At 35.0% G+C, this 12,717-nt stretch carries 15 protein-coding genes; 1 reads left to right on the top strand and 14 read right to left on the bottom strand.

Annotation, left to right across the window (positions count from 1 at the left end; translation table 11 throughout):
• Positions 1-130: 130 nt before the first annotated feature.
• Genes hemG through DYE19_RS08980 form a run of 3 tightly spaced genes read right to left on the bottom strand, consistent with a single transcriptional unit; the run spans position 131 to position 2,706 of the window.
• Positions 131-643 carry a menaquinone-dependent protoporphyrinogen IX dehydrogenase gene (hemG, locus tag DYE19_RS08970; protein ID WP_049214376.1) on the bottom strand — a complete coding sequence of 171 codons (513 nt, stop codon included), beginning with the start codon at positions 641-643 and terminating at the stop codon, positions 131-133.
• On the bottom strand, positions 643-2,094 hold the full coding sequence (locus DYE19_RS08975) for a TrkH family potassium uptake protein (protein ID WP_115323310.1): 1,452 nt from the start codon (positions 2,092-2,094) through the stop codon (positions 643-645). Before DYE19_RS08975 ends, hemG begins: the two co-directional genes overlap by 1 nt.
• A gap of 3 nt (positions 2,095-2,097) precedes the next feature.
• Positions 2,098-2,706: a YigZ family protein gene (locus DYE19_RS08980; protein ID WP_115323311.1), complete on the bottom strand. Its 609-nt coding sequence runs from the start codon at positions 2,704-2,706 to the stop codon at positions 2,098-2,100.
• Positions 2,707-2,783: 77 nt separating this feature from the next.
• On the opposite strand from DYE19_RS08980, the gene tusA reads away from it, so the two are divergent.
• A complete protein-coding gene (tusA, locus tag DYE19_RS08985) occupies positions 2,784-3,023 on the top strand; it encodes a sulfurtransferase TusA (RefSeq protein ID WP_115323312.1) in 240 nt (79 codons plus the stop codon).
• 58 nt (positions 3,024-3,081) lie between these two features.
• Here tusA and DYE19_RS08990 read toward each other — a convergent pair whose 3' ends face one another.
• The 11 genes from DYE19_RS08990 to mnmG form a co-directional block, all read right to left on the bottom strand.
• Positions 3,082-3,510 carry a F0F1 ATP synthase subunit epsilon gene (locus tag DYE19_RS08990; RefSeq protein WP_049214372.1) on the bottom strand — a complete coding sequence of 143 codons (429 nt, stop codon included), beginning with the start codon at positions 3,508-3,510 and terminating at the stop codon, positions 3,082-3,084.
• A 40-nt stretch (positions 3,511-3,550) separates the two neighbouring features.
• Positions 3,551-4,924: a F0F1 ATP synthase subunit beta gene (atpD, locus tag DYE19_RS08995; RefSeq protein WP_049214371.1), complete on the bottom strand. Its 1,374-nt coding sequence runs from the start codon at positions 4,922-4,924 to the stop codon at positions 3,551-3,553.
• 17 nt (positions 4,925-4,941) lie between these two features.
• Positions 4,942-5,811 (bottom strand): F0F1 ATP synthase subunit gamma, encoded by an 870-nt coding sequence (gene atpG / locus DYE19_RS09000; RefSeq protein ID WP_049214370.1) that lies wholly within the window; start codon positions 5,809-5,811, stop codon positions 4,942-4,944.
• A 25-nt stretch (positions 5,812-5,836) separates the two neighbouring features.
• Complete coding sequence (gene atpA / locus DYE19_RS09005; RefSeq protein ID WP_049214369.1) at positions 5,837-7,378, bottom strand: F0F1 ATP synthase subunit alpha; 1,542 nt, start codon at positions 7,376-7,378, stop codon at positions 5,837-5,839.
• Positions 7,379-7,390: 12 nt separating this feature from the next.
• Complete coding sequence (gene atpH / locus DYE19_RS09010) at positions 7,391-7,924, bottom strand: F0F1 ATP synthase subunit delta (protein WP_115323313.1); 534 nt, start codon at positions 7,922-7,924, stop codon at positions 7,391-7,393.
• Positions 7,925-7,937: 13 nt separating this feature from the next.
• Positions 7,938-8,408, bottom strand: coding sequence for a F0F1 ATP synthase subunit B (gene atpF / locus DYE19_RS09015; RefSeq protein ID WP_115323314.1), 471 nt, complete (start codon positions 8,406-8,408; stop codon positions 7,938-7,940).
• Positions 8,409-8,484: 76 nt separating this feature from the next.
• A complete protein-coding gene (gene atpE / locus DYE19_RS09020) occupies positions 8,485-8,739 on the bottom strand; it encodes a F0F1 ATP synthase subunit C (protein ID WP_049214366.1) in 255 nt (84 codons plus the stop codon).
• Between the two features lie 56 nt (positions 8,740-8,795).
• On the bottom strand, positions 8,796-9,590 hold the full coding sequence (gene atpB, locus DYE19_RS09025) for a F0F1 ATP synthase subunit A (RefSeq protein ID WP_115323315.1): 795 nt from the start codon (positions 9,588-9,590) through the stop codon (positions 8,796-8,798).
• 33 nt (positions 9,591-9,623) lie between these two features.
• Positions 9,624-10,010, bottom strand: coding sequence for an ATP synthase subunit I (locus DYE19_RS09030; protein ID WP_049214364.1), 387 nt, complete (start codon positions 10,008-10,010; stop codon positions 9,624-9,626).
• 138 nt (positions 10,011-10,148) lie between these two features.
• Positions 10,149-10,781 carry a 16S rRNA (guanine(527)-N(7))-methyltransferase RsmG gene (gene rsmG / locus DYE19_RS09035; protein ID WP_115323316.1) on the bottom strand — a complete coding sequence of 211 codons (633 nt, stop codon included), beginning with the start codon at positions 10,779-10,781 and terminating at the stop codon, positions 10,149-10,151.
• Positions 10,781-12,670 (bottom strand): tRNA uridine-5-carboxymethylaminomethyl(34) synthesis enzyme MnmG, encoded by a 1,890-nt coding sequence (gene mnmG, locus DYE19_RS09040; RefSeq protein WP_115323317.1) that lies wholly within the window; start codon positions 12,668-12,670, stop codon positions 10,781-10,783. The genes rsmG and mnmG overlap by 1 nt, the downstream gene beginning before the upstream one ends.
• Between the last annotated feature and the right edge of the window lie 47 nt (positions 12,671-12,717).

Raw genomic sequence — 12,717 nt, forward strand, 5'->3', positions numbered from 1 at the left:
CTGGCAAGTCCTTTTTTGTTAAAGATATGAAATTTAAACACAACTGCTATTTTTTTAAGCAATGTTATTGACTATTTATTTCTCTATTAACTAATTTATTATATTTTTGCGAGACTAATCACTAGGTCAATTATTTCATCATATTGAATTGCTCTGCAAACAGTCTCACTTTATCCCAATCAGTATATTCAATTTCTTTTGTTGTATCAGTTTCACCACCTGTAATTTTCATAATAAACTGAATCATTATTCGATCAAAAAAATTATAACGAGGATAAAATAATGCACCAGCAAATACAGCTTTTAAAGTCGGTTGCCATTGATTACGTAAAAAAAACTTTCTCACATAAACATTCGTTTCTGGAGTATCTTTTCCTTTCTTACGTGCCGTTAAGTTTACACCAAAAAAAGCTGTTCTTTTTTTGTTTAAAAGCGCGGTTGATTTTTGAATAAAATTACTCAAGATTGAATTAAAATGGCCATAACGTATTGAGGCTCCAATAATAATATTATCAAAACTTTCTATTTGTATATTTTCTGTTAATGCTTTAACTCTTACTTCACCTTGTAAATGGGCGGCAATATATTCGGCGATTTTTTTAGTCTGTCCATCATGACTTGAATATAAAATTAATGTTTTCATTATTCTTTCCAAAATGCTGGGCTAAATAAAACAAGTAATGAAAAAATCTCTAATCGCCCACAAATCATGGCGAAAGTCAGTATCCACTTAGCATTATCTGGGATACTAACAAAATTACTACTAACTTGCCCTAAACCCGGTCCTAAATTATTTAAGCAAGCAACAACTGCATTGAAAGCATTAAAAATATCAACTCCACAAGCAATTACACCAAATAAACAGAGCACAAACACAAGAGCATAAGCAGAAAAAAATGCCCAAATCCCTTCTAAAACTCGTTCAGGTACAATATTGCGTCCTAATTTAATTGGATAAACTAAGTTTGGATGTACAAAACGCTTAATTTCTCGATTCCATTGTAATGATAAAATTAAAATTCTTACTGCTTTTAAACCGCCTCCTGTCGATCCAGCGCATCCCCCTACAAAAGAAGAAAAAAGTAAAAGTATAGGTATAAAAGAAGGCCAATGAGTAAAATCTGTCGTTGTATAACCCGTTGTAGTAGAAATAGATACTGCTTGAAAAGCAGCCTCCTCTAAGCTATTTTCATGACCACTCCACCAAAGAAAAAGAAAACAAATCACAATAAGTACGATTTGAAAACTCATAAAAAATTTAAATTCAGGATCACGTAAATATATTCTAAGCGATTTACCACGTTTCAATTCTGAAAATGCAGCAAAATGCAATGCATAATTACAAGCAGAAATAAGCAAAAACACAATGGTAATAATATTAATTATACTATTATTAAAATACCCCATACTTGCATCATGAGTAGAGAAGCCACCGATAGATACTGTTGAAAAACTATGACTAATTGCATCAAAAATTGACATACCTGCTAACCAATAGGCAAATGCACAAAAAATGGTAAGTGATGTATAGATAAACCATAAAATTTTTGCAGTCTCTGCTATACGTGGACGCATTTTTTGATCTTTCAATGGACCTGACATTTCAGCACGATATAATTGCATTCCTCCTATCCCTAAGAGAGGAATAATTGCAACAGCTAATACAATGATTCCCATACCACCCATCCATTGTAATAACTGACGATAAAATAGAATTGCTTTAGGTAAATTATCTAATCCAGTAATGTTTGTCGCTCCAGTTGTTGTTAAACCAGAAAAAGATTCAAAAAAAGCGCCAGATAAACTAAGTTCTGGCTTTTCGAAAAGCATAAAAGGTATAGCACCGAGGCTACCTAATACAATCCAAAAAGCGACAACAATGAAAAAACCATCACGAGAACGTAATTCCTCCTTATGATGATGACAAGACCACCACAATGATAAACCTACAATTGAACTCATTACAAAAGTTTGTACAAATGCTTTACCACCACCATCGCCATATAATAATGCAACAAAAGCAGGCGCTAACATAGTGATAGAAAAACACATAACTAGGATACCGATAATTCGGATAATCGATAATATTCGCACAAATTACTCTCTTTTTAATTGTAGTTGTCCACTTGAACGTTCTATTATTTCTTGTTCAAAGATATTTAGTTTATCATCTCTAATACCTAGCTCAAAATCTACCTTTTCGCTATACATTTGACCAATTACTAATATTTCATATTTTTCAAACAATAATTTCAACCAATTAATCTGCGTGTAATCAGACCTTAATTTATAATTTTTATACTGTACTTTTAATGTTGTTTCTAAGTTTAGTAATGCTTGTTGAACACCGTTACTATAAGCTCTTACTAATCCACCAGTTCCTAATAGGACACCACCATAATAACGTACAATAACAGCACTTATCTCACCGATATCACTTCCTTGCAATACTGATAACATTGGTTTTCCTGCTGTACCAGCTGGCTCACCATCATCAGAAAAACCAAATTGTTGCGAATCTATTGGTGAACCGGCTACTGTTGCCCAACAATGATGACGAGCATTAGGATGTAGTTCTTTAATCTCTTGCCAAAATATTTTTGCTTCAGCAATACCTTCAGTATGACGTAAATAAGTAATAAAGCGGCTTTTTTTTATTTCTTCCTCAAAAACAACCGCACTTTTTGGAATGTTATATTCAATCATTCAATTTATTAAACTTTTAGGCTACCTGAGTTTGATGTATTATACCGCTTAAGTTTATTCAACAAACGATAAAATTCATGAATGAAATTACTGTTACTCAAACATTAGACACTTTAGGATTACGCTGTCCAGAACCTGTCATGTTAATAAGAAAACATATACGCTATTTAGAAAATGGAGATGTATTACTATTAATTGCAGATGATCCAGCAACAACAAGGGATATTCCAAGTTTTTGCCAATTTATGGAACATACTTTATTAAAAAGTGAAGTAGAAACAACTCCTTTTAAATATTGGGTAAAAAAAGGAAAATAGATATAAAAAATAAAAGACCACAAATAGGTGGTCTTTTATTTTTCAATGTTTGATTTAATTAGCGTTTATTTTTTACTAATTTTTCTGTCAATTCATAAGCACGTAGTTTCGCCAATTCTTTAGATAGTTTAGATGCCAACATTTCATAATTTGCATCACCATGACGAGAACGAATATTTTCTTCTGCACGTTTTTTCGCAGCTAAAATACGATCACCATCAAGTTCATCGCCTCGAATTGCTGTATCAGCTAATACAGTAACAATATTTGGCTGAACTTCTAAAAAACCACCTGAAACATAAACAACTTCTTCTTTACCATCTTCAAGAGTAAGTTTAACAATACCAGGCTTAATTGCAGTAAGTAATGGGGTATGACCTGCCAAAATACCAAGTTCACCTTCAATACCCGTTGCCTGAATACTCTTTACTAGACCAGAAAATATTTGTTGTTCCGCACTAACTACAGTTAAATTAAATACTGACATGTTTTCTCCTTCAAGCCTGGTTAGTTGCTTTCAGAAGCAATTATAATTTTGCTGCTTTTTCTAATACTTCATCAATGGTGCCTGCCATATAGAACGCTTGTTCTGGAATATGGTCATATTCACCCTCTAAAATACCTTTAAAGCCACGAATTGTTTCTTTCAATGGAACGTATTTACCTGGCGTACCGTTAAATACTTCCGCTACGAAGAACGGTTGTGATAAGAAACGTTCGATCTTACGTGCACGTGCCACTACTAATTTATCATCTTCTGATAATTCATCCATACCAAGAATTGCAATGATATCTTTCAATTCCTTATAGCGTTGTAATGTTGTTTGAACACCACGAGCTACATTGTAATGTTCTTCACCAACAACTAATGGATCCAATTGACGAGAAGTTGATTCTAACGGGTCAACTGCAGGATAAATACCTAATGATGCAATTTGACGACTTAATACGACTGTTGAGTCTAAGTGCGCAAATGTTGTTGCTGGAGACGGATCAGTTAAGTCATCAGCTGGTACATAAACCGCTTGAACAGAGGTAATAGAACCTGTTTTGGTCGAAGTAATACGTTCTTGAAGCACACCCATTTCTTCTGCTAAAGTTGGTTGGTAACCTACCGCAGATGGCATACGACCTAATAATGCTGATACCTCAGTACCTGCAAGGGTATAACGATAAATATTATCTACGAAAAATAATACATCTCTACCCTCGTCACGGAATTTTTCTGCCATAGTTAAACCTGTCAACGCTACACGTAAACGGTTACCTGGTGGCTCATTCATTTGCCCATAAACAAGAGAAACTTTATCTAATACATTAGAATCTTTCATTTCATGATAGAAATCGTTACCTTCACGTGTACGCTCACCTACCCCAGCAAAAACAGAATAACCTGAATGTTCAATCGCGATGTTACGAATTAATTCCATCATATTAACAGTTTTACCTACACCAGCACCACCGAATAGGCCAACTTTACCACCTTTTGCAAATGGACATACTAAGTCAATAACTTTAATACCCGTTTCCAAAAGTTCTGTACTATTAGATTGTTCTTCATAACTTGGTGGAGCACGGTGAATAGACCAATTTTCTTCCGCACCAATTGGACCTTGTTCATCAATTGGTTCACCTAATACATTCATAATACGGCCCAATGTTTTTGTCCCTACAGGTACAGAAATTGGACTATTCGTGTTGGTTACTGTTAAACCACGTTTTAAACCATCAGATGATCCCATTGCGATACAACGAACAATACCACCACCCAATTGTTGCTGAACTTCAAGGACTAAACCTGTTTCAACATTTAAGGCATCATATACTTTTGGTACTGCATCTTGTGGGAATTCAACGTCAATAACCGCACCGATGATTTGTACAATTTTTCCAGTTGCCATTACCGATCCTCTATTTGTTAAATTGCTGCTGCACCAGCAACAATTTCATTTAATTCATTTGTAATACTTGCCTGACGAGCTTTGTTATACACCAACTGTAAGTCATTGATTAAATTACCTGCATTATCAGTTGCTGCTTTCATTGCTACCATTCGAGCTGCCTGCTCAGAAGCCAAATTTTCTACTACCGTTTGATAAACTTGAGACTCTAAATAGCGAATAAGTAACGAATCAAGTAATACTTTCGCATCAGGCTCATATAAATATTCCCAAGCCTGTTGTTTTTCAGCTAATTTATCATCTTCTAATTCAGGTAAAGGTACAAGCTGTTGTAAAATTGGTTTTTGCGACATTGTATTAACAAACTTATTGTAAACAATATAAACCGCATCAACCTCACCTTCTTTATAGGCGTTAAACATACCATTTGCAACACCAAGCAATTCTTCAACTGATGGTGTATCTCCCATACCTGAAAGTTGACCTCTCACTTTCATACCAATAGATTGGAAAAAACTAATACCTTTAGATCCAATTAAACCTAGTTCTACACCTATATTTTGTTCTTTCCATTTTTTTATTTCGGTCATTGCAGTTTTAAATAAATTTACATTTAAACCGCCACATAAACCGCGATCAGTAGAAACAATTAAAATACCAACTTTTTTTATTTCACGTTCAATCAAAAACGGATGTTTGTAACCAATACTGGCTTTGGAGACATGACTGATCACATTACGTATTGCGACAGAATACGGACGTGAAGCAGACATACGTTCTTGCGTTTTACGCATTTTTGAGGCAGCAACCATTTCCATCGCTTTGGTAATTTTTTGTGTACTTTTTACACTCGCGATTTTGGTTCTTATCTCTTTAGCACCTGCCATCTTGTCTCTCCATTAAAGTGTTAACTTACCATGCACTATTTGCTTTGAAGCTATCCAAAATGTTTGTCAATGATTCTTTAATTTCATCATTGTAATTACCAGATTGGGTTAATTCGCGCATAAAATCTGCATAGTTATGGTTAGCATACTCTAAAAGAGCCGATTCAAATGAACCAATACGATCTAACTCGACTTCGTCTAAATAACCAAATTCCACTGCAAATAACACTAATGCTTGCTGCGCTACTGATAATGGAGAATATTGTTTTTGTTTCAATAATTCAGTCACTTTTTGACCATGAGACAATTGTTTGCGTGTTGCATCATCAAGATCAGAAGCAAATTGAGCAAAAGCAGCTAATTCACGATATTGAGCAAGCGCAGTACGAATACCACCAGCTAATTTTTTTACTACTTTAGTTTGTGCAGAACCACCTACACGAGATACAGAAATACCTGGGTTTACAGCTGGACGAATACCTGAGTTAAATAAGTTAGATTCTAAGAAAATCTGACCATCAGTAATCGAAATTACGTTTGTTGGAACGAATGCCGAAACATCACCAGCCTGAGTTTCAATAATAGGAAGAGCGGTTAAAGAACCTGTTTTTCCTTTCACTTCACCATGAGTAAAACGTTCAACATATTCTTCATTTACACGTGAAGCACGTTCAAGTAAACGAGAGTGTAAATAGAACACATCACCAGGGAAGGCTTCGCGACCAGGCGGTCTACGTAATAATAATGAAATTTGGCGATAAGCTACCGCTTGTTTTGACAGATCATCATAGACAATTAATGCATCTTCACCACGATCACGGAAATACTCACCCATTGCACAACCAGAATATGGTGCAAGGTATTGTAATGCTGCAGATTCAGATGCTGAAGCAACGACAACAATAGTATTTTGTAACGCACCATGCTCTTCTAATTTACGCACTACGTTAGCTATTGTTGAAGCTTTTTGACCGATAGCGACATAGATACATTTGATACCTGAATCACGTTGATTAATAATAGCATCAATCGCTAGTGCTGTTTTACCTGTTTGACGGTCACCGATAATTAATTCACGTTGACCACGACCTATTGGCACCATTGAGTCAACTGCTTTATAGCCAGTTTGAACTGGTTGATCAACTGATTTACGATCAATAACACCAGGTGCAATGACTTCAACAGGTGAAAAACCATCATTAACAATTTCACCTTTACCATCGATTGGTTCACCTAATGTATTTACTACACGACCTAATAAACCACGTCCGACAGGTACCTCTAGAATACGACCTGTACATTGGACTTCCATTCCTTCTGCTAAATCAGCATAAGGTCCCATTACTACTGCACCTACAGAATCTCTTTCAAGATTAAGTGCCATAGCATAACGATTACCTGGTAATGCAATCATTTCACCTTGCATTACTTCACTTAAACCATGAATACGGATAATACCGTCACTCACAGAAACGATTGTCCCAGTATTACGAGCTTCACTCACTACATCAAATTGGGCAATGCGTTTTTTAATCAATTCACTAATTTCTGTAGAATTTAGTTGCATCTTTTATTCCTCTTATAATTGCAGCTCATTTGCTAGACGAGCAAGTTGCCCACGACTACTGCCATCAATAACAAAATCATCTGTACGAATAATAACTCCAGCAATAAGTGAGCTATCTAAGCTACAATTTAATTTAACTTTACGAGCTAATCTTTTTTCCATTGCTGCGACAATTTTTTCAGATTGCGCTACATTTAATGGTTGAGCTGATATGACTTGAACTTCTACTATTTTTTGATGTTCTTCAACATAATGTTGAAATTCTTGATAAACCGCAGGAAGCACAATTAAACGCTTATTTTCAGCCATTAACCGAATAAGATTTTGCCCATATTGATCAAGCTGGTCGCCACAAATTGATATAACAGTATCAGCAAGCTTATTAGAAGAAAATGAACTATTCAAAAATGTTTGCATTGTTTCATCTTTAATTAACTCAGATGAAAATTTTAACATTTCTGCCCATTTTTCAACCGTACTTTGCTCTACTGCAAAATCAAAAGCTGCTTTGGCATAAGGGCGAGCTATTGTAGTTAATTCTGACATAAGCCCAACCTTCTTATAGTTCTGCAACTAATTTATCAATAATGTCATTGTTTGCCGCTTCATCAACTGTACGACCAACAATTTTCTCAGCACCAGCAATAGCAAGTGATGCAACTTTAACGCGTAATTCTTCTTGAACACGTTTGCGTTCAGCAGCCACTTCCGCATAGCCTTGTTCAATAATTTGAGCTTTAGCTGCTTCTGCCTCTGCTTTCACTTCTTCTAAAATTTCATTACGGCGTTTATTCGCTAAATCAATGATCTGCTGAGCACGTACTTTAGCATCTGTTATTTCTTGCTCTACTAAAGCCTTGGTATCAGCTTGTTCTTTTCTTGCTGCTTCAGCAGATGCAAGTGCATTTGCTATTGCACGCTGACGCTCTTCAATCGCTTTAATAATTGGTGGCCAAACAAATTTCATACAAAATGTAACGAAAATTGCAAAGGCAATAAGTTGACCAATCAGTGTTGCATTTAAATTCACAACCACTCCTCCCTAATAATTATTGTTTAGATTACTCGATATGAGTAATTATTTGCTGTTATTTGCAAACCAACAATTATTTTAATAATTCGATGAATGGGTTAGCGAAGATAAATAACAATGCAATACCTACAGCAATCATTGAAATCGCATCTAGAAGGCCTGCAACGATAAACATTTTAATTTGTAAGCTACCAGCTAACTCAGGTTGACGAGCTGATGACTCTAAAAATTTACCACCTAAGATAGCAAAACCTAATGCAGTACCTAATGCAGCAACAGCAAGAAGAATTGCAGATGCGATGATCGTTGTAGTAATTACAGTTTCCATAATTTTCTCCATAAGATTGAAATTTAGACCTAACGTCCAGTTTTGTTTATAAAAAATTAGTGTTCAGTTTTGTTATAACCCATACTCAAATAAACAACTGTTAACATCATAAAAATAAATGCTTGCAGTGTAATAACTAAGATATGGAAAATTGCCCAAACTAAATGCATGAAAACACCCATTGAATTTAAAGCAAAATTATTTGCCATATACATTACAGCAATCAAAATAAAAATAAGCTCACCTGCATACATATTACCGAAAAGACGGAATGCTAAGGAAACAGGTTTTGCTAATAATGTTACTGATTCAAGTGCTAAGTTAACTGGAATTAACAATGGATGATTAAATGGATGAAGCGTATATTCTTTTACAAAACCACTCATACCTTTCGATTTAATAGTATAGAAAATAATTAAAAAGAATACGCCAATAGAAAGACCTAATGTACCGCTGATATCTGCTGTAGGTACTGCTCTTAGATATTCAATACCAAATAAATGCGCTAACTGTGGTAAAAAATCAACTGGGATTAAGTCTATCGCATTCATAATGAATACCCAGCAGAAAATAGTTAATGCTAATGGACCAATTGTACTACGTGGACCTTGAAAATTTTCTTTTACAATCCCATCAACCCAATCAACCATAATCTCAACAAAACATTGCAATTTACTTGGTACATCAGAAGTAGCTTTTTTTGCTACACGTGAAAAAATAAAAAGAAAAATAATACCTGAAACAAGAGAGAAGAAAAGTGTATCTAAATGAACATGCCAAAAAGAATCGCCTGTTGTAAGGAACGATAAGTGGTGGCTAATATATCCAGCTGTTGTTAGTTCTGCTGCCATGATTATTCCTTTTAATAATATTTTGTGAAAATTCTATATTTTTACGTATTTATCAACCAAAAATGGAAGAATGTTATTCAATATAATCGCAATAAAATAACCGCTAAAAAATGCTATTGGCTGCATTGAGGAAAAAAATTTAAATGTTGCTATAATACAAACAATCGTCAATAGGAATTTAATCCCTTCCCCATAATAAAAATAAGTTATTTTATTAGAAAACTGTTGTTTTTTTCTAAAAAAAACTAAAAATACAAACACACAATATGGCAAGAAAATAGCCATCGCACCAAGATAAAAAGAAATAGCCGTTTGCCATTGCCAACTCATTAAAACTAATGCTGTTATTAGTAAAATAAAACATTCAGCAATAATTGAAATTTTATACTTTTTCTTTGCTTGGGCTATTACTCTAGACATTATCTATACTGCTATTCTTGGTAAATAGCTAAATCAAAACAAAATTATGCCAGATTATACGCTAGTTTCAATTCGATTAAAATTCAAAAAATGTGAAATTGATCACAAAATTATATTTTTTAAACATTTATTTAAATTTTACTTAACAATTACTAAATGCCTTTCCCCTACAAGGGTTGGTACTTGTAGTTCTATTACTTTTTCAACTGTGAATTTAGGGTCTAATTGAAGAACTTCTTCTTGATTGTAAATTCCTTTTAAAGCATAAAAATAACCTTGCTTATTTGGTAAATGTTGACACAAATCAGTCATATCTTTTAAGGAAGCAAATGCTCGACTTAATACACCATCAAATAATTGTTTTGGTTGATAGTCCTCAACACGACTCAGTACAGGTTCAACATTAATAATCCTTAACTCACGTAATGCATTACGAATAAAACTTATTCTTTTACCTAAACTATCCAACAGTACAAAATGTTTTTCTGGATTAATGATTGCCAAAGGTAATCCAGGCAAACCAGGTCCTGTACCCACATCAATAAAACGATTACCTTGTAAATGAGGACTCACAACTAAGCTATCTAAGATATGTTTAACTAACATATCCATTGGATCACGTACTGAAGTCAGGTTATAAGTTTTATTCCATTTATGTAAGAGTAAAACCAACTTTACTAATTGTACTTTCTGTTGATCGGTTATCGAAAGTGCGGTTTGTTTTAATAAAATTTCTAACTTATCAACTAATTTTTGTTCAAGATTAGACATTATTCACCCCGTTTTAACATACCCTGCTTTTTCAAGTTGACGAGTAAAATTGAAATTGCAGCTGGGGTAATGCCTGAAATACGCGAAGCTTGCCCAATAGATACTGGACGATGTTGTTCTAATTTCGCACGCACTTCATTAGATAAACCAGAAACGACTGAATAATCAAAATTTGCTGGAATTGTGGTATTTTCGTGGCGTTTTTGACGCTCAATTTCTTCTTGTTGATGTTCAATATAACCTTGGTATTTAATCGCAATTTCCACTTGTTCAACTGCTTCTTTATCTTCCATTGCAGGTTGGAATGGTGTAAGTGCGGTCAAAATTTGATAATTAATTTCAGGACGACGTAATAAGTCTTCACCACTTGCTTCACGGACTAATGGGCTACTTAGCACTTGATTTGCTTCTTCCAAATGTTCTGAACGTGGATGCAACCAAATTTGACGTAAACGTTGACGCTCTAATTCGATATTTTCCATTTTTTGATTAAATCTTGCCCAACGCTCTTCACTAATCAAACCTAATTTCTGTGCAATTGGTGTTAAACGACTATCTGCATTGTCTTCACGCAATAATAAGCGATATTCAGCACGCGAAGTGAACACTCGGTAAGGCTCTCTTGTACCTAAAGTACAAAGATCATCGACTAATACACCAACATAAGCCTGATCACGACGTGGGAACCAAGCATCTTTTTCTTGTACAAATAAACCAGCATTAATACCTGCTAACAAACCTTGTGCAGCGGCTTCTTCATAACCAGTTGTCCCGTTAATTTGACCAGCAAAGAATAAACCTGATATAGATTTAGTTTCTAAGGTTGGTTTGAGATCGCGTGGATCAAAATAATCATATTCAATTGCATAACCTGGTTTAACAATACGTGCTTTTTCCATCCCTTTCATTGAATTCACGATCTTCATCTGCACATCAAAAGGTAAACTAGTTGAGATCCCGTTTGGATAGATCTCATTACTAGTTAACCCCTCAGGTTCAAGATAGATCTGATGTGAATTGCGTTCAGAGAAACGCATAACTTTATCTTCGATCGATGGGCAATAACGTGGACCGATCCCTTCGATAATTCCTGCATACATTGGACTGCGATCCAAATTATTACGGATCACTTCGTGCGTTTGTTCATTAGTATGGGTAATAAAACAAGGAATTTGACGAGGGTGTTGATCTACTGATCCCATAAATGAAAATACAGGTAATTTTTCATCGCCGTGTTGTTTTGCTAAGATAGAAAAATCAATGGTTCTCGCATCAATACGTGGCGGTGTGCCTGTTTTTAAACGATCCACTCGTAAATTAAGATCGCGCAAACGTTCTGCAAGCATTACAGAAGCAGGATCGCCTGCACGACCACCTGTATAGTTTTCTAAACCAATGTGGATCTTACCTGATAAGAATGTACCCGCAGTTAAAATCGCAGCTTTTGCACGGAATTTCAAACCCATTTTGGTTTCAACACCTGAAACACGATCCCCTTCTAAAATAATATCAGTGACTTCTTGTTGGAAAATATCTAAGTTTTCTTGATTTTCTAAAGCAATACGTACTGCTTGACGATATAAAACACGGTCAGCTTGAGCTCGTGTCGCACGGACCGCTGGGCCTTTACTGCTGTTTAATGTGCGAAATTGGATTCCTGCTTGGTCAGCGGCTGTTGCCATTAATCCACCCATTGCATCAATTTCTCTGACTAAATGACCTTTACCAATACCACCAATTGCAGGATTACAAGACATTTGACCTAATGTATCTATATTATGGGTAAGAAGGAGTGTTTTTAGTCCCATACGTGCTGGCGCAAGTGCAGCTTCTGTTCCTGCATGGCCTCCGCCAATCACGATCACATCATAATTTTCAGTATAAAACATAATAACCTTTACTAATTTATCTTGTATTTTTCGATCTTTTGATCCTT

Source organism: Pasteurella canis, from assembly GCF_900454865.1.
Classification (GTDB): domain Bacteria; phylum Pseudomonadota; class Gammaproteobacteria; order Enterobacterales; family Pasteurellaceae; genus Pasteurella; species Pasteurella canis.